At 63.9% G+C, this 25,355-nt stretch carries 20 protein-coding genes; 9 read left to right on the top strand and 11 right to left on the bottom strand.

Translation table 11 applies throughout. The features are described from left to right. The first annotated feature begins 47 nt into the window (after positions 1-47). The gene (locus AWB76_RS10095; RefSeq protein WP_061160007.1) at positions 48-470 is read left to right on the top strand and encodes a GFA family protein; all 423 of its coding nucleotides are present in this window, start codon (positions 48-50) and stop codon (positions 468-470) included. Here AWB76_RS10095 and AWB76_RS10090 read toward each other — a convergent pair. After that, entirely contained in the window at positions 467-685 is a 219-nt protein-coding gene (locus tag AWB76_RS10090; RefSeq protein ID WP_061160006.1) for a hypothetical protein, read from the bottom strand. The two genes, AWB76_RS10095 and AWB76_RS10090, sit on opposite strands and share 4 nt — an antisense overlap. Between AWB76_RS10090 and AWB76_RS10085 the strand changes: the two genes are divergently transcribed. The 7 genes from AWB76_RS10085 (at position 684) to AWB76_RS10055 (ending at position 12,720) form a co-directional block, all read left to right on the top strand. Next, positions 684-2,258: a S53 family peptidase gene (locus tag AWB76_RS10085; RefSeq protein ID WP_061160005.1), complete on the top strand. Its 1,575-nt coding sequence runs from the start codon at positions 684-686 to the stop codon at positions 2,256-2,258. The genes AWB76_RS10090 and AWB76_RS10085 overlap by 2 nt on opposite strands. Positions 2,259-2,312: 54 nt before the next feature. Then, the gene (locus tag AWB76_RS10080) at positions 2,313-4,016 is read left to right on the top strand and encodes a S10 family peptidase (RefSeq protein WP_061160004.1); all 1,704 of its coding nucleotides are present in this window, start codon (positions 2,313-2,315) and stop codon (positions 4,014-4,016) included. Positions 4,017-4,708: 692 nt separating this feature from the next. Further along, positions 4,709-6,835 (top strand): catalase HPII, encoded by a 2,127-nt coding sequence (katE, locus tag AWB76_RS10075; RefSeq protein WP_061160003.1) that lies wholly within the window; start codon positions 4,709-4,711, stop codon positions 6,833-6,835. A gap of 110 nt (positions 6,836-6,945) precedes the next feature. After that, positions 6,946-10,209, top strand: a complete 3,264-nt coding sequence (locus AWB76_RS10070) for an ATP-binding protein (RefSeq protein ID WP_061160002.1) — start codon at positions 6,946-6,948, stop codon at positions 10,207-10,209. Between the two features lie 124 nt (positions 10,210-10,333). Continuing rightward, entirely contained in the window at positions 10,334-10,867 is a 534-nt protein-coding gene (locus AWB76_RS10065) for a hypothetical protein (protein WP_061160001.1), read from the top strand. Positions 10,868-11,095: 228 nt separating this feature from the next. Further along, positions 11,096-11,362, top strand: coding sequence for a hypothetical protein (locus AWB76_RS10060; RefSeq protein WP_061160174.1), 267 nt, complete (start codon positions 11,096-11,098; stop codon positions 11,360-11,362). Positions 11,363-11,541: 179 nt separating this feature from the next. Next, a complete protein-coding gene (locus AWB76_RS10055) occupies positions 11,542-12,720 on the top strand; it encodes a L,D-transpeptidase (protein WP_061160000.1) in 1,179 nt (392 codons plus the stop codon). A gap of 15 nt (positions 12,721-12,735) precedes the next feature. Here the strand turns inward: AWB76_RS10055 and AWB76_RS10050 are convergent, their stop codons facing one another. After that, entirely contained in the window at positions 12,736-13,620 is an 885-nt protein-coding gene (locus AWB76_RS10050) for a DMT family transporter (protein ID WP_061159999.1), read from the bottom strand. A gap of 75 nt (positions 13,621-13,695) precedes the next feature. Continuing rightward, positions 13,696-13,881: a hypothetical protein gene (locus tag AWB76_RS10045; RefSeq protein WP_061159998.1), complete on the bottom strand. Its 186-nt coding sequence runs from the start codon at positions 13,879-13,881 to the stop codon at positions 13,696-13,698. A 191-nt stretch (positions 13,882-14,072) separates the two neighbouring features. Here AWB76_RS10045 and AWB76_RS10040 point away from each other — a divergent pair, with 191 nt between their 5' ends. Beyond that, on the top strand, positions 14,073-14,828 hold the full coding sequence (locus AWB76_RS10040) for a DeoR/GlpR family DNA-binding transcription regulator (RefSeq protein WP_061159997.1): 756 nt from the start codon (positions 14,073-14,075) through the stop codon (positions 14,826-14,828). Between the two features lie 84 nt (positions 14,829-14,912). Here AWB76_RS10040 and tssM read toward each other — a convergent pair whose 3' ends face one another. From tssM to tssC, 8 genes are all read right to left on the bottom strand, one after another. Further along, entirely contained in the window at positions 14,913-18,938 is a 4,026-nt protein-coding gene (gene tssM / locus AWB76_RS10035; protein ID WP_061159996.1) for a type VI secretion system membrane subunit TssM, read from the bottom strand. Positions 18,939-18,971: 33 nt separating this feature from the next. Further along, positions 18,972-20,276, bottom strand: a complete 1,305-nt coding sequence (gene tssL / locus AWB76_RS10030; RefSeq protein WP_082864410.1) for a type VI secretion system protein TssL, long form — start codon at positions 20,274-20,276, stop codon at positions 18,972-18,974. A gap of 79 nt (positions 20,277-20,355) precedes the next feature. After that, positions 20,356-21,702 (bottom strand): type VI secretion system baseplate subunit TssK, encoded by a 1,347-nt coding sequence (gene tssK, locus AWB76_RS10025; protein ID WP_061159995.1) that lies wholly within the window; start codon positions 21,700-21,702, stop codon positions 20,356-20,358. Positions 21,703-21,713: 11 nt separating this feature from the next. Next, positions 21,714-22,229, bottom strand: a complete 516-nt coding sequence (gene tssJ, locus AWB76_RS10020; protein WP_061159994.1) for a type VI secretion system lipoprotein TssJ — start codon at positions 22,227-22,229, stop codon at positions 21,714-21,716. Positions 22,230-22,308: 79 nt separating this feature from the next. Further along, a complete protein-coding gene (locus tag AWB76_RS10015; RefSeq protein WP_061159993.1) occupies positions 22,309-22,791 on the bottom strand; it encodes an Hcp family type VI secretion system effector in 483 nt (160 codons plus the stop codon). 85 nt (positions 22,792-22,876) lie between these two features. Continuing rightward, positions 22,877-23,206 carry a DUF2195 family protein gene (locus AWB76_RS10010; protein ID WP_157696089.1) on the bottom strand — a complete coding sequence of 110 codons (330 nt, stop codon included), beginning with the start codon at positions 23,204-23,206 and terminating at the stop codon, positions 22,877-22,879. 31 nt (positions 23,207-23,237) lie between these two features. Beyond that, positions 23,238-23,738, bottom strand: a complete 501-nt coding sequence (locus AWB76_RS10005) for a tlde1 domain-containing protein (RefSeq protein ID WP_061159991.1) — start codon at positions 23,736-23,738, stop codon at positions 23,238-23,240. A 78-nt stretch (positions 23,739-23,816) separates the two neighbouring features. Further along, complete coding sequence (gene tssC, locus AWB76_RS10000) at positions 23,817-25,319, bottom strand: type VI secretion system contractile sheath large subunit (RefSeq protein WP_061159990.1); 1,503 nt, start codon at positions 25,317-25,319, stop codon at positions 23,817-23,819. Positions 25,320-25,355 lie beyond the last annotated feature (36 nt).

The following is a 25,355-nucleotide window of genomic DNA, read 5'->3' as shown; positions in this document are numbered from 1 at the left end:
TCGTGAAGGGTTATCGTAACAAACCGTCGTATTTACGGGAGAGATCGATGAACGTTCAAAAGGACGATGAGCTGGCCACTGCGGTTCATGAAGGAGGTTGCGCATGCGGCGCGTTCCGCTTTCGCGCGACGGGCAAGCCCAAACGCGCGTGCATCTGCCACTGCATGACGTGCCGGCAAGTGCACGGCTCCGCATTCGGAGCTTATGCGATTTACGCGCGCGGCGACGTGATGATGAGCGGCAGCCTTTCGACCTGGCAAAGTTCCGATGACGGGCGGCGGCATTTCTGCCCGGTCTGCGGCTCGGTCGCGTACATGGAATTCACGACGCGCGATGAAGTCGATCTGCCCATCGGCGCTTTCGACGAAACCGGCGTCTTCGAGCCGACGTATGAGTTGTGGTGCAGGAATCGCGAGCCGTGGCTGCCGCAGGGCGCGCGCTCCGAGTACGACGAAGGCCGTCCGCATTAGGCGCCGTGGCCGGGCGCATTCTCGTTTTCGCCGAGAAATCGGATCGGGACACACCGTCGAAGACCGGGACGGTTTTTGTCCCGCCGGAACTGCATCATCGGGTCAACGGTCCGAGCAATTGCATTCGCGCCCGGAAAATAAGACGATAAGCGCGGCAGCAGCGGCAGGATCGAGAAACTTTGAATTTCATGGCCAACGAGGAGCATCGATACCATGACGAAGCAACCGGTCAGCGGCAGCGAGAAGATTCATCCCGAAGGCGCGCAGTGCATCGGCGCCTGCGATCCATCCGAGCAGATCGAAGTGATCGTCATGCTGCGGCGCAAGGACGAGGCGGGTTTCAAACAGATGATGGCGCGTATCGATGCCGGCGAAGCGCCCGCGCAAGCCGTTTCGCGCGAGGAATTCGACAAACGTTTCACCGCGTCGGACGAAGACGTCGAGAAGGTCAAGGCGTTCGCGAGGCAATACGGCCTGACGGTGGTGCGCGCGGAAACCGAAACGCGCAGCGTCGTGCTGAAGGGCAGCATCGAACAATTCCAGAAAGCTTTCGACGTCAAGCTCGAACGCTTTCAGCATCACAACATCGGCGAATATCGCGGGCGCACGGGGCCGGTCAACGTGCCCGGCGAGATGCACGACGCCGTCACCGCCGTGCTCGGCCTCGACAGCAAGCCGCAGGCGCGCCCGCACTTTCGTTTCCGTCCGCCGTTCAAGCCGGCGCGCGGCGTGGCGAGCACGTCGTTCACGCCGGTCGATCTCGCGCGCCTCTACGACTTTCCCGATGGCGACGGCGCCGGCCAGTGCATCGCGATCATCGAGCTGGGCGGCGGCTATCGCGATGCGGATCTCACCGCGTATTTCTCGAAGCTCGGCGTGAAGCCGCCGAAGGTCGTCGCGATCGGCGTCGACAACGCGACCAATGCGCCCACGGGCAACCCGAACGGCCCGGACGGCGAGGTGACGCTCGATATCGAGATCGCGGGCGCGATTGCGCCGGGCGCGAGCATCGCCGTGTACTTCGCGCCGAACAGCGACGCCGGTTTTGTCGATGCCGTCAATCGCGCGCTGCACGATTCCACGAACAAGCCTTCGGTCATCTCGATCAGCTGGGGCGGGCCGGAGTCGAACTGGTCGTCGCAGTCCATCGGCGCGTTCAACGACGTGCTGCAAAGCGCGGCCGCGCTCGGAGTGACGGTCTGCGCGGCGTCGGGCGACAGCGGCTCGTCCGATGGCGTCGGCGACGGCGCGGACCACGTCGACTTTCCGGCGTCGAGCCCGTACGTGCTCGGCTGCGGCGGCACGAGCGTCACGGCATCGGGGACGGGCATCTCGAACGAAGTCGTCTGGAACGATGGCGACCAGGGCGGCGCGGGCGGCGGCGGCGTGTCCGGTGTCTTTGCGTTGCCGGCGTGGCAGCAGGGTTTGTCGGTCACGCGCAACGGCAAGCACACGGCGCTCGCGAAGCGCGGCGTGCCGGACGTATCGGGCGATGCGTCGCCGCAAACCGGCTACGACGTGCTGATCGACGGCGAGGATACGGTCGTCGGCGGAACGAGCGCGGTCGCGCCGCTCTGGGCAGCGCTGATCGCGCGCATCAACGCGATCAACGGATCGCCTTCGGGCTTCGTCAATCCGAGGCTCTACAAGACGAAGACGGCGTTTCGCGATATCACGCAGGGCAACAACGGCAGTTACTCGGCGGCGGCTGGCTGGGACGCGTGCACCGGCATGGGCAGTCCGGACGGCGCGAAGATCGCGGCGGCGCTTGCACCCGCGAAAAGTTGAGCAGGGCGTAGGACAGTGAACAACAACCACGACGACGATTCTGGAGCGACGACAATGAACTCCGATCCACTGGCAGCGAGCGGCAAACCTTCGGGCGCGGACGAACCGGCTTTGACCGCCGCCGCGAAAAAAGCGCCGAAGAAGACCACGACGGCGAAGAAGGACCAGCCATATTTCGATCCGGTCGCTTACGGCAACGGCCCCGACGACGCCGTCGCGGCGACCGAGGCCGACGAGAACGCGGCCATCACGCATCACAGCGTGACGGTTGGCGGCGCGAAGATCGCTTATACGGCGACGGTCGGCCATCTCGTGACCGTCGACCCGAGCAGTTCGAAGCCGAGCGCGAAGATGTTCTATGTCGCGTTCACGAAGGACGGCGCGAAGGAGGAAGCGCGGCCGCTCACGTTCTTCTATAACGGCGGGCCGGGGTCGTCGTCGGTGTTCGTCTTGCTCGGCTCGTTCGCGCCGCGCCGCATCAAGACGGCGATGCCGAGCTTCACGCCGCCCGCGCCGTATCAGATGGAGGACAACCCGGACAGTCTGCTCGACCGCAGCGATCTGATCTTCATCAATCCGGTCGGCACGGGCTATTCGGCGGCGATCGAGCCGAACAAGAATCGCGATTTCTGGGGCGTCGATCAGGACGCGGCGTCGATCGCGCAGTTCATCAAGCGCTATCTGACGAAGAACAACCGCTGGAATTCGCCGAAGTTCCTGTTCGGCGAGTCGTACGGCACGGCGCGCAGTTGCGTGCTCGCGTACAAGCTGCACGAGGACGGCATCGATCTGAACGGCGTCACGTTGCAATCGTCGATTCTCGATTACCGGCAGGCGGGCAACCCCGTCGGCGCGCTGCCGACGGCGGCTGCGGACGCGTGGTATCACAAGAAGCTCGGCGTGCATCCGACGCCGACGAACCTTTTGACTTTCGCGGAGGAGGTGGCGGAATTCTCGCGCACGGATTATCTGAACGCGCTGCGCAAGTTTCCGCAGACGGACGATGAAGTCGTCGAAAAGCTGTCCGAGTACACGGGCATCGATAAGGCGACGCTGCTGGCGTGGAGTCTCGATATCGCGGCTTACGACAGCCGGGGCAATTCGCTGTTTCTCACGACGCTCTTGAAGTCGAAAGGCGAATCGCTCGGTTCCTACGATGGCCGCGTGACGGCGATTTCGACGGGCATCGCGGGGAAGATCGACCCGAACTCGGGCGGCAACGATCCGACGATGACGGCGGTGAGCGGCGTCTACACGACGATGTGGAACAGCTATCTGAACGAGCAGCTCAAGTTCACGTCGACATCGTCGTTCACGGATCTGAACGATCAGGCGTTCCTCAACTGGGACTTCAAGCATACGGACCCGACGGGCGCGCAGAAGGGCCTGGATTCGAAGGGCAACGTCATTCTTTATACGGCGGGCGATCTCGCCGCCGTAATGGCGTTGAACGTGGATCTCAAGGTGCTGTCCGCCAACGGGATGTATGACTTCGTGACGCCGTTCTATCAGACGATCATCGACTTGCAGCAGATGCCGCTGATCGACAAGACCGTGCGGCAGAATCTGTCGGCGACGTTTTATCCTTCAGGGCACATGGTTTATCTCGACGGCGGGTCGAGGACGCAGCTCAAAGCGGATCTCGCGAAGATGTATGACGCGGCGACGGCGAATCATGCGGCTATGAGCCGGATTATTGGCTTGCAGAAGGTGACTGCCGATAAGTTGGGGGCGTTGTCGCCGGTGGGTGGGGGTTGATTGGTTTTTTTCTGCGCGGGGCGGGGTTTGGTGGGTTTGGTTTTGTGTCGCCGGATCCCGTGTTCGTGTCGGTTTATTAGCGATGCCCCTGTGCGGGGCGGCAGTCACTTTCTTTGCTGCTGCAAAGAAAGTAACCAAAGAAAGCAGCTCGTTGAGGCCCGCGGTCACACGTAGTTTGGGTAGTCCTCTCGTTCTCGGTGGCACTCGCCTAAAGAGTGCCCTCATCACAATTACCGGGCTTGGATCGCGCACGGTCCGCCGCTTCGCACCGCTTAACTTGCGGGCTCAGCACGAGATAGCTCCGGCCCGCTTCGCGGCCGACGGGTCAAATCGGGTTCGCGCGCGCTTCTTTACTAACGCTCCTATTTCATTGCAAGTGCTGCACACTGGTTTCCCTTGCAGACCCCACGGCAGCGCGAAGCGCAGTGCCGGAACTCTTTCGTGCTGAACCGGTGCCCTCAAACTCCTAGCTTGTCAGACCGTGCGCGATCCAAGTCCGATTGGGCCTACGAGGGCACTTTTTAGGCGAGTGCCACCGAGGACGAGAGAACTACCCAAACTACGTGTGACCGCGGGCGTCACGAGCTGCTTTCTTTGGTTACTTTCTGGGACCCAGCAAAAAAACCCCGAGTAGGAACACCAATTGCGGTAAAGGACAGCAAGTCCTCACCCACCCCCGGAGTCCGCACAAAATGGCAACAAAGAAGCAACCGCCCGCAAGCGGCGTGGCCCGCACCCCATCGCAGAGCAACACCAACAACAAAGTCGAAGCCCTCGAAAAATTCCGCACGGATGCGACGAATCAAGCCCTGACGACCAACCAGGGCGTCAAGATCGCCGATAACCAGAACTCCCTGCGCGCCGGCGAACGCGGCCCCTCGCTGCTCGAAGACTTCATCATGCGTGAAAAAATCACGCACTTCGACCACGAGCGCATCCCCGAGCGCATCGTCCACGCACGAGGCTCAGCCGCCCACGGCGTCTTCAAGGTGTACGAATCGCAAGCCGGACTGACCAAGGCCGCATTCCTGCAAGACCCGTCGAAGGAAACGCCGGTCTATGTGCGCTTCTCGACCGTGCAAGGCTCGCGCGGCTCGGCCGATACCGTGCGCGACGTGCGTGGCTTCGCCGTCAAGTTCTATACGGAGGAAGGTAACTTCGATCTCGTCGGCAACAACATGCCGGTGTTCTTCATTCAGGATGCCATCAAGTTCCCCGACTTCGTCCATGCAGTCAAACCCGAACCGCACAACGAAATGCCGCAAGGCGGTTCCGCGCACGACACCTTCTGGGACTTCGTATCGCTCGTGCCCGAATCCGCGCACATGGTGCTCTGGACCATGTCCGATCGCGCGATTCCCCGCAGCCTGCGCACGATGGAAGGTTTCGGCATCCATACCTTCCGCTTCATCAACGCAGAAGGCAAAGGCCGCTTCGTGAAGTTCCACTGGCGTCCGACGATCGGCTCCGCGTCCTTGCTGTGGGACGAAGCGCAAAAGATCGCGGGCAAGGACCCGGACTTTCATCGGCGGGATTTGTGGGAAGCGATCGACAACGGCGACTATCCCGAATGGGAACTCGGTGTGCAGATCGTCGAGGAAGAGGATGAACACAAGTTCGACTTCGATCTGCTCGATCCGACCAAGATCATCCCCGAAGAGCTCGTGCCGCTCACGATGATCGGCAAGCTCACGCTGAATCGCAATCCCGATAACTTCTTCGCCGAAACCGAACAGGTCGCATTCTGTCCGGGGCATATCGTGCCGGGCATCGACTTCACGAACGATCCGCTCCTGCAAGGCCGTCTCTTCTCATACACCGACACCCAGATCAGCCGTCTCGGCGGACCGAACTTCCACGAGATCCCGATCAACCGTCCGCTCGCGCCGCTGCACAACGGCCAGCGCGACGCGATGCATCGCCAGACGATCGACAAGGGGCAGGCGTCCTACGAGCCGAATTCGATCGATGGCGGATGGCCGAAGGAAACCGCGCCGGCCGCGGCGGGCGGCGGCTTCGAGAGCTACACGGAGCGTGTCGAAGGCTCGAAGATCCGCGTGCGCAGCCCGTCGTTCAAGGACCACTATTCGCAGGCGACGCTCTTCTGGAACAGCATGACCGATCCGGAAAAGGACCACATCGTCGGTGCGTATTCGTTCGAGCTGTCGAAGGTCGAGCGCAAGCACATTCGCGAGCGCCAGCTCGGCATTCTCGCGAACATCGATGACACACTCGCCGCGCGCGTCGCCGCCAATCTCGGCTTGCCCGCGCCGAAGAAGAACGCCGACGCCGATGAACTCGGCAAGTCATCGGTGACGGAATCGCCGGCGCTGTCGCTCGTCGCGAAGGCGAAGCCTTCCATCAAGACGCGCAAGGTCGCCATTCTCGCCGCGCAAGGCGCCGATGCCGCCAGCATCAAGGCCGTGCAGGACGCGCTGAAGGCCGAAGGCGCGCACGCGAAGGTCATCTCGCCGACGCTCGGCTCGCCGGCCCCCGGCATCGAGGCCGATGCGACCATTCTCGGCATGCCGTCGATCATGTTCGACGGCGTGATCGTCGCGGGCGGCAAGGACAGCGCGAAGCTGCTGGCGCAATCCGGCGACGCGCGTCACTTCGTGCTCGAGGCGTTCAAGCATCTGAAGGCGATCGGCGCGATCGGCGACGGCGAGGACGTGCTCGCGGCTGCGCATTTGCCGGGCGGCGAGGACGGTGTCGCCGTCGGCAGCGACGCGAAAGCCGTGCTGAAGAGCTTCATCGAAGCGATGAGCCAGCATCGCGTGTGGGCGCGCGCGCAACAAGCGGAGTCGGTTCCGGCCTGACGCGCGTTTCGCGTCGCGCAACGACGCGCGGCTTCATGCGCCGCGCCGGTGATATACGTGATCCGGCCTTTTTGAGACACTAGCCGCACCGCTCATTCCGGGGGTGCGGCTTGTTCGATCATGCGACACATCGGGGCGACGCCGCGCAAGTCCCGCGCGCGCGACGGCTTTCGCACGCGTGCGCGCGCGTCTTCTTCGTCATCCTGATCGGCGTGTCGTGCGCGGTGTTCTGCCGCGAGCGCATCGTCATCGGCGCGGCGCCGGGCGTGGCGCCGCCGCTCGACATGGCGTATCCGGGCGCGGCCACGGCGCGCGGCATATCGGTCGATTACGCGAAGGCCATCGCCGCTGCGCTCGACGCCGATGCGCAATGGCGTCTCTATCCGACCCGCGCTGCGCTGATCGCGGCGCTCGAACGTGGCGAAATCGACATGGCGACAGGCGCGACCGGCGAGGACCGCGGCGCTGCGCTCGCCTACAGCCGCCCGTATCTGCCGATCCAGCAGGCCTTTCTCGCGCCGCTCGACAAGCGCCCGCCGACGCATCGGCTCGCCTACGTCGACGCGCAGACATCGGCGGCGCGGCTGCAATCCGCGTATCCCTCGATGCGGCCCGTCGCGTATCCGCGCCTCATCGACGCCTTGCTCGCCGTCTCGCTCGGCGACGCCGATGCGTTCGTCGGCGACATGACGGCCGCCGCCTACACGATCACGTATTTCGATCTGCCGAATCTGACGATCGCCGCCGCCGCGAATTCGGGCGAGGACGGCTATCGCTTCGCGTTCGCCGCCGACCGGCCCGGCGCAGACGCGCTGCGGCGACGCGTCGACGATGCGCTCGGCGCGCTGCCGCCGTCGCTCGGGCTGGTCGAGTACGCACGCTGGAATCCGGGGGTATCGGCGACCGGGCTGGAAAAACCGGTCGAGCTCTCGCCCGAGGAACGCGCGTGGGTGCGCGCGCATCCCGTCGTGCACTACTCGATGTCCGCGCAGTCCGCGCCGCTGACGTTCATCGATTCGCGCGGCCGGCCGGCGGGCGCCGCCATCGATCTGCTCGATGCGATCGCGCGCGTGACCGGCTTGCGCTTCGAAGCCCGCGTGCGCGGCAGCCGCGAGCAGCAGGCGGCCGATCTGCGCAGCGGCGCCTCCGCGCTCGTGCCGTACAGCGTAGGCGATGCATCGCTCGTCTCCGGCGGCGTGCCCAGCGAGCCGGCCGGCGAAGACCTTCTCGCGATCGTGACGCCGGCCGGCCGGCCGCCGCTGCGCGACGCCGCGGCGCTCGCGGGCAAGCGCGTCGCGCTGCCGGAATTTCCGCTCGTGCGTTATGTCGTGCGGCGGGAAGCGCCGGACGCGCGCTTCGTGTCCGCGCGTCCGCTCGACGGGCAGTTCGACGCCGTGGCGAAAGGCGCGGCCGACGCGACCGTCATCGACATGAGCTTCGCGAATTACGCGCTGGGCAATCCGTATCGCGGCTCGCTCGTGATGAGCGGCGTGCTGTCGACGCAGCCCGTGCCGCATGGCCTCACGGTCGCCGCCAGCGAACCGGTGCTGCTCGGCATCGTCAATCGCGCGATCCAGAGTTTGCCGCCGGCCGAGTTGCAGAACATCCGCCGGCGCTGGCAGCTCTCCGAGCATCCCGAGATGCTGTGGCAGCGCCGCCGTCCGCAAGTCGAGCTCGGCGCGCTGCTCGGCATTGCGCTCGTGCTTGTGCTCGCGGGCTGGGCGCTGACGCTGCGCGTGCAGGTCGCACGCCGGATCGCCGCCGAAAAGGCGATGCGCGCCGCGAAGGAGGAAGCGGAAACGGCCAACCGCGCGAAATCGACGTTCCTCGCGACGATGAGCCACGAAATCCGCACGCCGATGAACGCCGTGCTCGGGCTGCTGGAAATGGAACTGCGCGCGCCGGGCGAGCGGGCCGCGACACAGCGCGCGTTGTCGACGGCGCACCACGCCGCGCGCGACCTGCTCGGCATGATCGACGATCTGCTCGATGTCGCGAAGATCGAGGCCGAACGGCTCGTGCTCGCCCCCGCGCCGCTCGACATCGAGGCGTGGGTCGCGGGCGTCGCCGCGATCTACGAGCCCGCCGCGCGCGCGAAGGGCGTCGCGCTCGTCGTGAAGCGGCTTTCGGGCGACGGCCCGGTCTGGCTGCGCGCCGACGGCCAGCGGCTGCGGCAGATCGTCGGCAATCTGCTCTCGAACGCCATCAAGTTCACGGATAGCGGCGCGGTCACGCTCGAATACGAGGCGGCGCCGGCGCAGGACGGCAAGCGCGCGGTGACGCTCGCGGTGGCGGATACGGGCATCGGCATTTCGCCCGACAAGCAGGCGATGCTCTTCACGCCGTTCGCGCAGGCGCACGACGGCCGCGCGCGCAACGTCGGCGGCACGGGCCTCGGCCTCACCATCAGCAAGCGGCTCGTCACGATGATGGGCGGCGTCATCGACCTGTCGAGCGAGCCGGGGCGCGGCACGCGCTTCACGGTGCGCCTCGATTTGCCCGAGGCGGATGCCGGTGCGTCCACCGCCGCGGCGGGGCCTGCGCAGACGGGCGTATCGACGGCATCGCTCGCGGGCTTGCGCGTGCTCGTCGTCGACGATCATCCGGCCAACCGCATCGTGCTCGACGGTCAGATCAGGCTGCTCGGCGGCGCCGCGCAACTGACCGTCGACGGCAAGAGCGCACTCGCGTGCTGGCGCGCCGAACCGCACGCGTTCGACGTGATCCTCACCGACTGCTCGATGCCCGAAATGAGCGGCGAGGAACTGGCGCGCGCGATCCGCGAAGACGAAGCGCAGATCGCGTCGAAAGCGCGCGCCGTGCCGATCATCGGACTGACGGCGAATGCGCAGCCCGAAGCGGCGATGCGCGCGGTCGCATCGGGCATGAACGCGTGTCTCGTGAAGCCGCTCGGCCTCGACGCGCTGCGCGAGGCGCTGCTCGCCGCGACGCGCGATGGCCGTATTTCTCTCGCATCGCCGATGGAACCGCAAGTGCACGAATCGTTCGATGCCGCGTTGCTCGCCGGCTTCGGCGATCAGGCCGGCGCGCTCGTCGACACGTTGAAGTCCGCCAACGCGCAAGATCTCGCCGACGCCCACGCGGCGTTCGCGGACAGCGACCACGCGCGTTTGCGCGACATCGCGCATCGCATGAAAGGCGCGGCGGCGGTGATCGGCGCGGCGCCGTTCATGCGCGCGTGCGTCGCGCTGCAAGGCGACTGTGAGCGTGCCGTCGACGAAGATCGCAACGGCGAGGACGATGCGCGGATCGCGGCGTCGTTCGCGACATTCGTCGCGGCCGCCGACGCGCTCGATGCCGCGCTCGCCGCCCGCAGCGCCCGTGTTTTTCCCGCATCCGGTGCATCGGCGTGACGGAGTTCAAAGCTCACGCTCAACTCTTCGTCTTCAGCCAGCGTTTCATGTGTTTTAATTGAACCTCCGATCATCTCAAAAACGAGCGGCGATCCGCGGCCGCGATCGATGGCGCACGATAGGCATGAATCGAAGGGATACCGGGTTCACCGAGGAACCGAAACCAGGCGCGGGCCGTGCCCGCCGGACCGCGCGCACGGCGCTTGCATGCTGCTGGGCGATGCTCGCATTCGTGCCCGGCGCGCCGCGCGCCCAGCGCGCCGAATGGCTCGACTCGCGCGTCACGCAGGCGACCATCGTCGATACGATCTGCATGCCGGGGTACGTCGACCGCGTGCTGCCGTCGTTCGAAATCCAGATGCGCCAGAAGGAGCGGCTGCTCAAGCAGCGCAGCATCGATGCGTCGTTCGCGTCGGAATACGCGCTCGATCACCGCATGCCGGTGCTGCTCGGCGGCTCGCCGAATTCGCCCGCGAATCTCGATCTGCGCCGCTGGGAAGGGCGCGAGGGACAACGCCGCAAGGAACGGCTCGCGGTCTATCTGAAGCGCTGCGTCTGCACTGGCGACATCACGCTGAAGGACGCGCAGAGCGCGATGGCGGGCGACTGGCCGAATCGTTATCCGAACCTTTCCAGCATGTCCTGTTCGGGTTTCTGACGATGGGTTCCGGGTATCCGTCCGATTTAGAACATCTATTGAAAAAGACGGAATGTCGCAGCACGGGCCGGGTCTATGGGATTAGTATGGACCTATCTCGAAATTAGCCCGTGGAGTTGCGATGATCTTCGCTTATGTGTCCCTTTTCGTTGCCGGCACGCTCGCGGCGCACATGCTCGCCCGGCGGGCGTCACGGCTCGCGCCCGCGCGCGCAAGAAGGTGACGGCGATGAACCTGCTCGTCTGGAATCTTCCCCAACGCTGCGCCGCGCGCGACGTGCGGCGGTTTCTGGAGCACGAGCTCGGCGGTTATGCGAGCGATATCGAAGTGCACGACGCGGGCACCGCTCACGCCTATGCGACCGCCAGGCTCGCGACCGATGTGCCTTACATCGGCGAGGCGATCGCCCAGAAGCTGTGTCATCAGCGCTTTCACGACGAACCCTTGCGCGCGCGGGCCTCGGCTTCCGGCGATGCGTCGATCCGTCTGCATTGACGGCTCATCTGGCGCGCCGCATTGCGCGCGCCCGGAATGAACTTTGCTGAAGCTCCCCTGACGAACGTTATGTAGCGGCGAAGCCGGTGTCTCGTACGCACCGGCTTTTTTGTCGATGCGCGCAGGCTCGCGCATGGGCCGCTCGGACTGGACGAAGGCAAAGCGGATCATTCATATCGATGCAGCAGGCAGGAAAGAACAAGACGAACCAGACGCCGATCGGCGCAAGATTTCTCGTGGGCGCGGTGACAGGCGCGCTTCTTTCGATCACGACAGCGGCTCACGCGCAGCCTCAGGCGGCTTCGGGCGCTTCGGATGCGGTCGTGCAACGGCGTCTGAGGGCGATGCCCGTTCCGCCGCTGCTGCAAAGCGCGAGTATTCCGCGAGCGGCGAGCGCGCCCGAGCGCGCGCTGCCTGCCATGCCGGTGCCGATGCCCGCGCAGCCGGCTCCGGCGGTGTCCGAGGCTTCGGCGGCATCTGCCGCGAGTGAGGCATCCGCGGCGAGCGCGGCATCGGAAGCGGCGGCGCCGGAAGTGCCCTTGCCGCCGGAGCCGCCCGAGCCGAATCTCGCGCAGCGCACCGGCATGCCGCCAACGGGCGCATACGCGATGCGCGAGACCTTCGCGAAGGAAGTCGACCGGCGGCTCAACGTGCCCGTCGCGGATCAGCAGGGCTACGGCCGTCTATTGCAACGTACCCTCGATGAAGACGGCCACGGCGATCTCGCCAACGAATTCGTCGTGCTGGTCGATCGCAGCGCGAACGTGCAGGCGGTCTTGGTCTACTTCCGCGCGAAGGCGGGCGACGCATGGTCGATGATCGGCGCGTCGCCGGTCTCGACGGGGCGTCCCGGCACGTACGATCACTTCGTCACGCCGCTCGGCGTATTCCAGCACGTGCCGGGCAATATGGACTTCCGCGCCGAGGGCACGCTGAACGAGTTCAAGATTCGCGGCTACGGTGCGCGCGACATGCGCATCTACGATTTCGGCTGGGCCGATGGCGAGCGCGGCTGGGGCAAGGGCGGCAAGTCGCCGATGCGCTTCCAGATGCACGCCACCGATCCCGAGAAGCTCGAACCGCTGCTCGGCATGCGGCATTCGAAGGGCTGCGTGCGCATTCCATCGACGCTCAATACGTTCTTCGACCATCACGGCATTCTCGACGCGCAATACGAAGCGCGCGCATCCGAAGGCGAGTCGATGTGGGTCCTGAAGGCCGCGCGCAAGACGACGCCGTGGGCGGGGCACTATCTCGTCGTCGTCGATACGGGCAGGAAAACGCGGCCCGCATGGGCGCCGGGTCCGGGCAAGGCGGTGCGCGCGCACATTCCGGCGGGCGCGGATACGGTCGATTGAGCCGCGTCCGCAGCGCTATTTCGAACGCGCGAGCAACACGCCCGCGAGCGCCACGCCGAAGCCCGCGAGCTGCATGGCGTCGAGCGTCTCGCCGAACGCGAGATAGCTTTCGAGCGCGGCGAGCGGCGGCGCGAGAAAGAGCAGGGCGGTCGCGCGCGATGCGTCGCCACGCCGGACCATCCACACGAGCAGGGTCGTCGCGACGCCCGAGAGCATCACGACGCCCCATGCGAGCGAGAGCCACGTCGTCGTCGATGCAATGAAGCGATGCTCCCCGAGCGCCAGCACGAGCACGAGCGCGACGACCGCCGCGCCCGCGTTCTGCACTGCGCTGGCGCTGCGGATATCGGCGCGAGCGAGCGATGTCTTCTGGTACAGCGTGCCCGCCGTGATCGCGACGACGGCAAGTACCGCGATCGTCACGACGAGCCATTGCGGCGCATGTCCCGACGATGCCTGAGCGACGTGCGCGCCGCTCGCCATGATCTTCGGCGCGAGCACGAGCGCGACACCGGCGAGGCCGAGCACGAGCCCGCTCCATGCGCGCATCGAGAGCCGTTCGCCGAAGAGCCGCGCCGCGATGGCGGCCGTCAGAAGCGGTTGCAGCGCGCCGAGCAGCGCCATGATGCCCACGCTCATGCCTTGCGCGACGGCCCAGTAACCCGCGCCGAGATAGACGCCTTGCAGCAGCGCGCCGGCGAACAGATGCCGGCCGATGTCGCGGCCCTTCGGCCACGGCGCGCGCGTGATGCCGGCGATCGCGAGAAACAGCAGCGTCGTTCCGGCGAAGCGCGCAAGCAGATACATATTCGGATCGACGTAAGGCGTGATTGCCCGCGCGACGATGAAGCCCGTCGACCAGAGAAACACGAAGACAGGCGCGGCGAGATACGAAATCATGTGAGGCAATGCGGCTGGAAGAGATGCCGCAGTATTGGCTGATTGCGCGCGCCGGTCTTGTCTAACTCTGCACTGTCATTCGATCGTGAAGGTGTCGAGCGGCTGGTTGGCGCGCGCCTCGCTTTCGAAGCGCCGCGACAGTTGCGCGTGCAGGCGCCTGGCTTCGTCGAGCGTGAGATCGATCCAGAAGGGATCGCCCGCTGCATCGTTCAGACGTTCCGGAGGAAACTGGATTTCGATCACCACGCCTTTCTTGTACATCGGAATGCCTCGTCAATGCTCGTGCGTCAGGCACGAAGTCTAGCGGAGGCGTGCGCGCGGATTGCGCACCCGGCGGAAAGAATGCATTGCGCGTCGCGGCTTGACGAATCGCCGATTGCCAAGGAAATGCCACATAAGGCCGCTAGACTCCACACGCTGCCTCGCTTCCTTTTGCCCTCGTCCATCGACCGATGCTCGCCGAACAACGTCATCAGTACATCCTCTCCGAATTGCACAAGCATGGCGCGCTCGCGGTGGCGGATCTCGTGCGCGCGCTGTCCGTGTCGCGCGAAACCGTGCGGCGCGATCTCAACACGCTGGCCGAACGCGGTCTCGTGACGACGACGCATGGCGGCGCGTTATCGGTGGATCGGTCCGAGCCGCATGTCGATGTGCGCGAGGCGGAGAACGCGGCGGCCAAGCATGCGATCGGTTTGCGCGCGGCGGCGTTTGTGCCGGACGGGGCGTCGGTGGTGATCGATTCGGGCAGCACGACGCAGGGGGTGGCGCGGGCGCTCGCGGAGCGGCATCGGCTGACGGTTTATACGAACGATTGGCGTATCGCGATGTTGCTTGCGCGGCGCAACGGCAATCGCGTGACCTTGCTTGGCGGCGAGATTGCCGATCTCGAGGACGCGACGTTCGGGCTCGATACGATTCAGCAACTTGCGCAGTATCACGCGGATTTTGCTTTCGTCGGGGCGGGTGGCATTACTAATGAAGGGCATCTGACCGATTATTCGCGGCTTGCCGCCGAAGTGCGCGGGCGGATGATTTCGTCTGCTGCCTGTCCGGTTGTGGTGGCCGATTGCTCGAAGTTCGGGCTGGTTACGCCGGTGCGAATCGCCGGGTTCGAGGCGGTGCGGTTTCTGGTTTGTGAGGCTCTGCCGGAGCTCGGGTTGCGGAGGGCTTTGGGTGGGTGGGGGATTGAGGTGGTTGTGGGTTAGGGTTTTGGTTGCCGGGTCCCGGATTCGACGCGTTCACGAAGGCACCGGCGGTCACCACCGCCGAATCCGGGTTCAGTCCGTCCCTTATCGTGTCTGACCTGTCGAGGCCGCGGTTCCTGGCGACGTGGAGGCCGGAGGCAACCCCGGCGGCGGACCGCTATCCGCGAGATTGAACATCGGCAAAGCGCTCGGGCAGTGAAATCCGGTGAGCACGTCGCTGGTTAGTGGATTCGCCACGCTGCCCGCACTGGCGATATCGAGCGCCGCCTTGCGGCCGTCGAAATCGAATACCGCGCGCGTGCGGCCGAGCGTGGCAGTCTGCACGATCTGCCCACGGCGCAACAAGCGCATGAGTGCCCACGGGCCATCGGTCGCGATTGTCGATGTGTCCGCGCGAATCCGCGGATTTGCCGTCAGCTCGACATGCACGCCGCCGCGCGGTCCGGGCCAAGAGAACTTCAGCGGCGTCACCGGACCATGCTGATACTGCGTGCTCTGTCCGTCGATGTCGATGAGCAGGCCGAGTATCGTCGGATCGAGTTCCGGGACGCGCACTTCGGCCTTCCACGCGAGCTGCTTGCCCTGTTCGCCGAAAAAAACCTGGCGAATGGCCTGCGCGTGCTGGAACGGTTCAAGATTCGGTCCCTGCACCGGCTCGGTTGAACCGGGCAAGGTCTTGTAGCGCCAAGGTTGAGCGGACGTATCGACGAAGGGGGCCAGATTCTTCGTGAAAAAATCATCGATCAGCCCGCCTTGCGCGAACACGCGCGTGAAGTCCTCGATGCTGATGTCGCGGTTGCTATCGGGCGCAAACGGATAATTGCCTTCTACCGCGAGGCGGCACGCGTCGCCGACCACCGCTTGCGTCTGACGCGAGAGCAATTGACCGACTCCACCATTTACGTCACGCGAACCTTGCGCGGCAAGTCTCAGCAGGACCTCGCGAAAAGGCGCGGGCATCGTCGCTGCGGCCATTTTCAGCTTTGCCGAGGCATCGCTTGGTGGCGGCAGGCCATTATTGACGAGTGCGTTGTCGGCGATGGTGAGCGCCGTATACGTCTCGTTGAGCAGCGTCGTTAAGCCATCGAGGCCGGTCTTGCCGGCGGTCGAAGCGGTGGTCTGGGCATCCTGCGTAGCCTGCGTGCTGCCCGTGACCATTTCGCGCAGCGGCGCGAAGCGGTTATCCACGAGTTCACGTTCGACGCGCTCTTGCGCACGGATACCGAGCAGCTTGGCTTTCTCGTCGAGCTTGCTCGCCGCCTTATCGATGAGCGTGCCGTCCGCGCTCGCGATTTTCTGCGTCAGCGTGGTCTCGCGCGCAGCGGCACGCGCAAGACGCGCCAGCGGCGAATCGGGCGCCGCGAATTGGCGCAGGATTTGAAGATTGAACGCAAGGCTCGATCCCGTGACCGGCCGGATGTCCGTCAGAAAAGTGTCCCACTTCTGCGCGTATTCGGTCAGATATAGCCGGCGGATGGCATCGGTCAAAGCATCGTCTGCGTTTGTCGCCGCACGCGCGATTTCAAGCGTTTTTTTTTGAGCCGTATCGGCCCCGCTCGCTGACCACGTCGACAGATAGGCGCGGCCCATGACCCATGCGTCGTCGTCACGAGCGACTTGCACGAATTCAGTCAGGCGCTTGTCGAACACGTCGCGATAGCCGTCGAACGTAAAAAGTCCGGGCACGCCGCGCGAGAGCGGATCGCCGCTCGCGCGCGTGAACACCGTCCCAGCCTGTGGACCGACCGCGCGCAAGAGCGTGAAATCATCGGGCGCATCTTGCTGCATGGCGGCTTTGGCGCGCTCGTAGAGCCGTTGCATGCCGTTGCTCGTATCGAGAAAGGCGCGCGCGCGCTCAATCAACGCGTCGTTGCGAATGAGCGGCGACTGGACGATGCGCTCGCCCGAGAAGAGCTGCTCCACGTGGCCGAGCATCGACGCGCGCCCGCCGAAAATCGATGCGCTGTCCGTACGGGACCAGTCGTCGAACACCCATGTCTTGATCTCGTCGGCGTTGTATTTCGAGCGATCGTGCAGCATCAGATAGACGCGTAGCGCCGCATATGTGGTACGCGCATCTTTGCCGTCGATGCCCTCGGCGATGACCGCCTCCATCCGGCGCACGATCTGCGGCAGCAGGAGATTGTCTTCGAGCGCACGGTAGGTTTGCTCGCTCACGTCGACGATACTGGGCGCGGCATACAAGCCGTAGCGAAAGCCGATGTCCGGATTGGCCAGATCGAGGCCGGTCCACGTGGGCAGATAGCGTGCTTCGGTCAGCGTGTCGGGAATGAGCGCCGGCTTGGGATCGCGATAGAGTTCTGTGACTTTGGTCGCGAGCGTCTGCGCCTTTCGCGCGATGACGTGCAGATATTCGCTGTTGTTGCCAAAACTGACCCGCAGTGCAAGGGCCAGCCACACGAAGAGCAGCACCGCCGCGGCGTGCCCCAGCAAACGCAGCGCACGTGAGCGATATTCCCAGCGCAGGTTGGGCCGTACCAGATGCGCCTCGGGAAGGATCACCCTGGCAAAGAGATCGCGCAGGAAATAGCTGTGCGTGCTTGTGGACGGGGTGCTGCCTTTCAGCAGCGGCGTATCGAACGCCGAAGCGAGGCGCCGCATGATGGTCAGCGGCTCGGGCTGCTCCGGAACGCCGCCCTGAGTCGCGCTCGAGAAGTACACGCCGCGCAGCATCGAGTGATGCTGCGTGTTGTCGTAACGAGAGTCGAGGAACATTTGCGCGAGCAGGTCCGAAAGCGGCGCAATGATCGCGGCAAACGCTTCCGGCAGGGCGGCCAGGCGGCGGCGTCGCTTGATGTCGTATTCGTCTTCGAGGCGTGTGTTGATGCCCGCGCTCAGGCGCTGGGACAGTGCCGCGAGTTCATCCGCATAGCGCGTCTGAAACGACGCATCGTCGAGGGGTAATGTGAAGCCCCAAATTTGCGCGCGGGTTTCTTCGGTTAGTGATGCGAAATAATCGTCAAATCCCGGCAGGCGGTCCATCTGCGTGACGATCAGATATACCGGAAAGCGGATGCCGAGTGTTGCGCGCAGATCCGTGAGACGTGCGCGCAATGCTTGGGCTTCGAGTTCGCGCAGCGACGCGTCGGGATGGGTGAGCAGGTCGAGCTTGATCGTGAGCAGTGCGCCGTTGATCGGCGCGCGCGGGCGGCGGCGGCGCAGCATGCGCAAAAAGCCGAACCATTCGTCGGTGTCGGCCCAGCGGCGATAACCCGTCTGATCGAGGTCGGCCGTGTGTTTCTCCGACGATGGCTGCACGCCGGACAGCCTTTGGGTGATCGTGTCGTCGACATTCTGCTTCGGCGCCACGGGAGGCGGCAGCGAATGCCTGGAGCTGCCGAAATGCACGAAGTGCCCGGCAGTGTCGATGAATACGGCGTCGTTGGTCAGCCACCAGTCCACCAATGCTTCCGACGACGATCGCGTCGAGCTTGCGCGCGACGGTGCGCTCCCCGCGGGCAGCGCCAGCCCCGCATTGGAAATGACGCGGGTCTTGCCTGACTGATCCGAACCCAGCGCGATGAACCAGGGCAACTGATAAAGATGACGCGTGCCCTGGAAGAGCCGTGCGATGCCGTGCGCGCCCGTGCGCATTGTCCTCAGGCGATCGAGCGCCACACTCATGCGCGCCTCGATTTCCCGCAGCCGTGCGGCGGCTGCAGACGGGCCCTTGTCGTGATCGACCGCGAGCGTCTTGCGCAGGAAGTGCGGATCGCGGCGCATTCGTTGCCAGAGCCGATAGAGGCACCACATCGCAAAAAGCGCGATGACGACTGCGATTGCGATGACGCGCGCTTCGACCGGCTCGAAGGGCTTCGTTTCGCTGAAGCTCAACAGCGGCGCGGCATACCAGATGAGCAGGCAAAGCAGCGCGACGAGCACGGCGGCCATCGACCAGCGTTTGACCCAGAGCAGCACCGCACACGCCAGCAGCACGATGATCAGCACCCGCAGTGCGATGCTTTCCAGCGGCTTCAGGCCGCCGAATGCGACGTATGGTCCAAGAAACCAGACGCCGAGCGCGAGCAGTACCAGCACAACCGATGCCACGAACCCACGCGAGCTCAGAAACGATAGTAACTTCTTCATTCTTTGAATATCCGTTGAAGCGGCGGGGACGCGCTATGGCGTGACGTTGATCGCGACGCGCCGATTCAGCGCCCGGCCCTGCACGGTGGCGTTGTCGCCGACAGGATCGGCGTCGCCTCGGCCGACGGCCTCCAGACGGCTTGCCGGTATACCCGATGCCTGCAGCACCTGCAGGACCTGCGTGGCGCGCTCCAGCGAGAGTGCATCGTTGGAAGCGAACTGGCGGCTCTTGACCGGCACACTGTCGGTATAACCCGTTATGGTGACCTTGCCAGGCACTTTGGCCACTTCGCGTGCGATCTTCGCGATCAACGGAGCCATCGACGTATGCACCGTGATGCCGCCCGGCGCGAACATCGCATCCCCGCGGAAGGTCACCGCGCTGTGACGCGTATCTTCATCGACGCTGACTGTGCCCGCGGCGATCTCATCCTTCAGCAGCTCGCGCAGGTGAGGAAGACGTGGCGCGGGCGGCGGCGTCATCTTGCCAATATCGACGACCAGCTTTTCGACCGACGCGCCGCCGGTGAGCAAGTGATATTTGAACCATCCGAAAAGCCCGAGCAGAACGAGACCCAGCAGCGCGAAGCTGATCCACACAGGGAAGTCGTAGACCGACAGACGCTTGCCGCGAGCATCGGATGCTGCATGCGGCGACAAAACGGCCGCAACCGGCTTCGTGCGCGCCTGAATTTCGTGATAGAGCCGCTGGCGAATCGCATCATGTTTGCGCGCGCCATCGGCCTCATGGGCGAAGCGGCCCATGAATCCAAGACTCAGAATGCGAAAGATCACCTCGAGCAGATCGTGGTGCTCGTGCGGCTGACTGAGTAGGCGGCCGATCAGCAGATAGATCTTGACGCCCCCCTGACGGTCTTCGTGGAACTCGGTGGCGAGACCGTCCTTGATCCACGCCACGCCCGATTCGCGCTTGCCCCAGGTGGTCTGCATGGCCGCTTCATCGAGCGCCGTGCACAGGCAGTAGCGAGCACCGAGCAGATGTTCGCGTCGAACGTTGGCCTGTTCACACAGGCGCTGAAAGCTGCGCACTTCTTCCTTGAGCAGCGCGTGCAGGGCGTTGATCTGGACGCTCGTCAGCGTATCCGGGATCTCGGCAAGCGCGCGCAAAAGCGGACGGCTCGCTTCCAGCAGCGGATTGTGCGCCTCCTCGATGGCGCGCAACCGCGCGGCTGCCGGCTCGCCAGGCGGAATGCGCTTGATGTATTCCACGGCAGCGGACTCATCGAGTCCTGCATCGGCCGTCGATTTCGGCTGTTCCCCGTAGGGACTTTGCTCCCCGGGCCAGTTCGGCTTCAATGCCAGGTGCGCGTCATCCATGTTCATCCTTGATATGCCTTATCGACGCGCGCGTTGTGCGCACGATACCGATGCTTCCCGCACTCGTTTCTGAACGTGATCAACCACGCACACCCCAAAGCTGCAACTGGAGCGACGGAAATTCGCCCGCGACGTGCAACGCAATGCCACCGTGCTTCACGACCATCTCCCATAACGGACCGCTTTGCTCGATCTGGTAATACACGTAGCCCGCGTTGAATGGAATCTGACGCGGGGGAACCGGCATCGATTGCATGGCCATCCCAGGCAGATGCGCACGCACCAGGTCTGGCAGCCGCTCCGACGGCCCGATCTTGGCCTGCGTTGCGAACTGCTGTGCGAGCGCATCGGGCGGCATTTGGGCGGAGACGGCGAGCACGAGCGCAGAGAAGCCGCGCATTTCTGCCGGGTCGATCGATGCGTTGCGCATGCCGTACCCCACATCCTTGAGCGCGATGCTTTGCGCGCTGCGCACCAGCACCGCATTGAGCAGCCATTGCGTGTCGTCGACCAGCGGCCTCAGGCAAACATGCGGCTCGTTATGCTGATACGGCGGATGAGAGTCGAGCGGCCGGCGCGTGCTGGGACGCACATAGGTCGACAGTTCTCCTGACATGCTCAAAAGCAGCGCATAGAGTTCCGCGGGCGACGTGCTCGGAATACGGCGCAAATGCTGCAGCAGCGGCTCATAGCGGTTGAGCGTCTGCAAGAGCAGGTAGTCCGACACTTCGGCCACCGAGCCTGCCTGGCCATCGCTGCCCGTGAGGCGTTCCGCGAGCCGGTTGGCGCGCATGCGGGCGAGGTCGTGAATATCGCTGAGCCATGTGGTCAGCAGCTGGCTCGCGCCATAGCCCGATACGGGCGGCACCAGCGCCTTATCGAGTTCGATGCTGCCATCGGCGCGCAATGCGTTGATCTTCGTGAGCGGCAGGCCGATCCATGCATCGGTCAGTTCTTTCTTGGGCAACAGACGCAGCCGCAGGTTCGACAATTGCACGGTCTTGAAACCCTGACCGACGGAATTGGCGTCGCGAACTTCGGTGTCGAAGACGGCATAGCGCGCGAGGGAACCGGGCGCGTTCTCGAAGCTGGTCTCCTCGCCATTGGGGACGCGAATCGGCACGGCCAGATAGATGATCTGTTCGAGGTGCTCGTGACGGATCGTGAGCGGTGCGGGCGGTGGCGTGCTGCCCGGCGTATCGAAGGGCGTGCCATCTGCAAACACGCCGCTTGCCGATCTGACGATGACCTTGCCCAGCGCGAGCGCCTCGTCATCGATCTCATAGTGCGAGAAGCCGAAAAAAAACGGTGACAGGGGCGCTGCGCGCTTGTGCGCGAAATGTTCGAGATAGCGCTCTTGTTGCTGGAACAATTGCGGGCGCAGGAAGAGCCCCTCGCTCCAGGTGACCTTGTTATGCCAGCTCATAGAAATAGTCTTTATTTGTTCCGCGACTCGGCGTCGCTGATGGTGATCGAACTCGAACCGGCGTCGACGGTGAGTTTCAGTTTCGGCGTGCGTCGATACCATGCGGCCGTGGGTCTGGCAGGCAGCGGCCAGGTGGCGCGCCAGACAGCATTGGGCAAGTCGCGATAGGCGGCGATGACGCCAAGCGTCGTGCTCGCCTCGTTGGCATTGCGCACGAGGGTCTTGCTTTCGCCCGGGCGCAACAGGAACTGGTCGCGTGCGGCGAGGTCGTCGCCGAGCACGGTCTTGTCCTTGTCCTGCAGCGAGTAGAAGTCGGCCTGGTTGAAGGTGTCCGCGTTTTTCAGTTCGTACACGCGCACGAGAATCGGCGCGGGGCGCTTTTGATCGTCGGGATTGACGCTCGAGGAGGCATTGATGGTAAGCGTGAGCTTGAGCGGCTCGGCCGGCGGGAGCGGGCCGTTGCTCGTGCAGGCCGCCAGCATCAAGGCAACGACGCAGTAGAAGAGGTAGGCGAACGGAAGGCGCATGGAATCAGGACGAGCGCCGCACCCGGCGAAGCATTCGCCGGGTGCGGCAATTCAAAGGCATCGAATCACAGACCGGGACTTATGCTTCCTTGTTGCCCTTGATGTCGAACGCCGCGGTCACGGCGCCACCGCTGCCGCCTTGAGCGTTTTGCACGATGTATTCCTGCTTGACCTTGGAGAACGAGAGTTGCACTTGTTCGCGCAAGCCCGAGTCGCTATTGCTTCCCGAAGGCTGCACGCGCGTGACGACCACATCGCTCATGGTGATCTTCACGTATTCGAGCGGGCTGCCGCCTGCCTTGCGCACGGTGAGGACCGCCTGATCGATGTGCTTGCCGGTAAGGCAGTACTTCATCAGGTTCGGGCTCGCACGGTCCATGAAGTGCTCGAAAGCGAGGTCATCGACCGAGGCTTTACCCGCACCGCCGCCGCTGCCGGAATGCATCGACGAAGTCTGCGACATGTTCCAGCCCCAGTGAGTCACCTCGATTTCACCCTTGTGGGATGCATCTTGCGATTCACCGTCGATGCCGTTGATCTTCAGAAAGATATCCATTGTCATGTTTTGCACTCCTTTTAGTTCTTCACAGGTTTAACAAATAGGCAGGACGCCGTCTGTATGCGACTTCCCGCTTTCAGAGAACTGATTACGCGCCCGCGCACCCCAACCAGAGTTTCAAGGAAGCGGGAGCGCTTGCACGATCCTTCCGGCCCAAAATCAATTGCCGCCTGGTGTCGCCGAGCAGCGTGAAATGTCCGTGCGTCACGAGACTTCCTTTCGCGTCGACGACGTGATACGCCATCTGGCGGGACGTGCACCCGCATTCGGAAAGCTCACGGTTCATCGAGATTTGGGCGTGGGTCACGAGCTTGCCCTTCTTCTGCACCGGCGAATCGAGCTTCACATCAACGCATTGAGAAACCGAGTTGTCCATGTCGATGGCGGGGGCCGCGCGGCACAGCATGGGCGCGAGCAAGACCGCGGCCGCGCACCACAGAGTTCCTCGGCTAGACACGCGTTCCTCCATTGGTCGTGCGTCCCGGTACATACTCCACTTTCACAATCAGGGACGTGCGTCGCGTCGTCTGTACGAAGCTCTTCAATGCAGCGAAGAAGGAAGGCTGAACCTCGATGCATCCATGCGAGAAACCCTTCGTCGAGTCATGGATATAAAAGCCCTTGCGTCCGAACGTTTTTGTTCCTTTCACCGGTTCCAGACGGGCGCGATGGTTGCCCCAATTTGCCCAGTAGGGCTCGCAGGATCCGGCGGCGGGGCCGCGCGGGATGGTTTCCACGCCCCATCCGGGCGCCAGCGCGCAGGCGTTTCGGTCCGCGATGCCCGACATGCCGATGTCATTGCAAAAGACCTTATAGTGACCCTCGGGAATCGGACCGCTATCCGGTTCCCGCTGATTCGCCGGCAATTGATGGCCCGGAAGGCCGCTCGTTGCCTTGTAACGCGTTTTATTCCATTCGAGGACTTGTCCGTCGTACACCATGTCGTGCATTGTTTGCGCTCCTGCTTATGGGAAATGGAGGTGATGGCGTGTCGGCGCTAGACGAGCCGCCAAACCAACTACGATTCCTCAGGCCACATCCTTGACCGACGGAAGACGAGCCACGAGTCGCAGCGACACCGTCAACCCTTCGAGCTGGAAATGCGGACGCAGGAAGAACTTCGCCGAGTAGTAGCCAGGATTGCCCTCGATCTCTTCGACCACCACTTCCGCCGCGGCCAGCGGCCGGCTCGCCTTGGTGTCCTGCGATGAGTTTGCCGGGTCTGCATCGACGTAATTCATGATCCAGCCGTTCAACCACTGCTGCATCTCTTCGCGCTCGCGGAAGCTGCCAATCTTGTCGCGCACGATGCACTTCAGATAGTGCGCAAAACGCGAGCAGGCGAACAGATACGGCAGACGCGCCGACAAATTCGCGTTGGCCGTCGCATCGGCGTCGTAGTACTCCGCAGGACGTTGCAGCGACTGCGCGCCGATGAACGTCGCGTGATCCGTGTTCTTGCGATGAATCAGCGGAATGAAGCCGTTCTTCGACAATTCCGCTTCACGTCGATCCGAAATCGCGATCTCCGTCGGGCACTTCATGTCGATGCCGCCGTCGTCGGTCGGGAACGTGTGGCAGGGCAGGTTTTCCACCGTGCCGCCGGATTCCACGCCGCGGATCAGCGAGCACCAGCCATATTGCTTGAATGAGCGGTTGATGTTCACACCCATCGCATACGCGGCGTTGGCCCACGCATAATTGCGGTGATCGGCGCCCTCGGTCTGTTCCTCGAAGTCGAACTCATCGACCGGATTGGTGGTCGCGCCATAGGGCAGGCGCGAGAGAAAGCGGGGCATCGCGAGACCGATATAACGCGCGTCTTCGGTGCTGCGCAGGGAGTTCCACGGCGCGTATTCGAGGTTCTGCGCGAAGATCTTGGTCAGGTCGCGCGGATTGGCGAGTTCTTGCCACGATTCCATCTGCAGCACGGACGGCGATGCACCGGAGATGAAGGGCGTGTGCGCTGCTGCTGCGACCTTGGCGATCGAGCCGAGCAGATCGACGTCGGGCGGCGTGTGGTCGAAGTAATAGTCGGCCACGAGACAACCATACGGTTCGCCGCCCAGTTGCCCGTACTCTTCTTCGTAGATTTGCTTGAAGAGCGGGCTCTGATCCCACGCAATGCCCTTGTAGCGCTTCATCGTGCGACGCAACTCGTCTTTCGCGACATCCATGAAACGAATCTTCAGGCGCTCATCGGTCTCCGTGTTCGACACCAGATGATGCAGGCCGCGCCACGCCGATTCGAGCTTCTGAAAGTCGGCGTGATGCAGGATCAGATTGATCTGTTCGGATAGCTTATGATCGATCTGAGCAATGATGGCTTCGATGCTCTTGTACGCATCATCACTGACGATGATCGACTGATGCAGTGCGTGTTCCGCGAGCGTCTGCACGGCCAGTTCGACGGATTCACGCGCCTGATCCGTCTTGGGCCGGAATTCCTGTTCCAGCAGTTGCGTGAAGTCGCTGTGTTGCGCATGTGCCTTGGCGGTGGCGGCGCTTGCCTGTGCCGGATGGGCTGCCATGAATGTCCTTTTGTGTTCGTTCGGTTCGATTTGTGA

This window comes from Caballeronia temeraria, assembly GCF_001544795.2.
Classification (GTDB): Bacteria; Pseudomonadota; Gammaproteobacteria; order Burkholderiales; family Burkholderiaceae; genus Caballeronia; species Caballeronia temeraria.
This window is presented reverse-complemented; position numbering and strand designations above follow the sequence as displayed.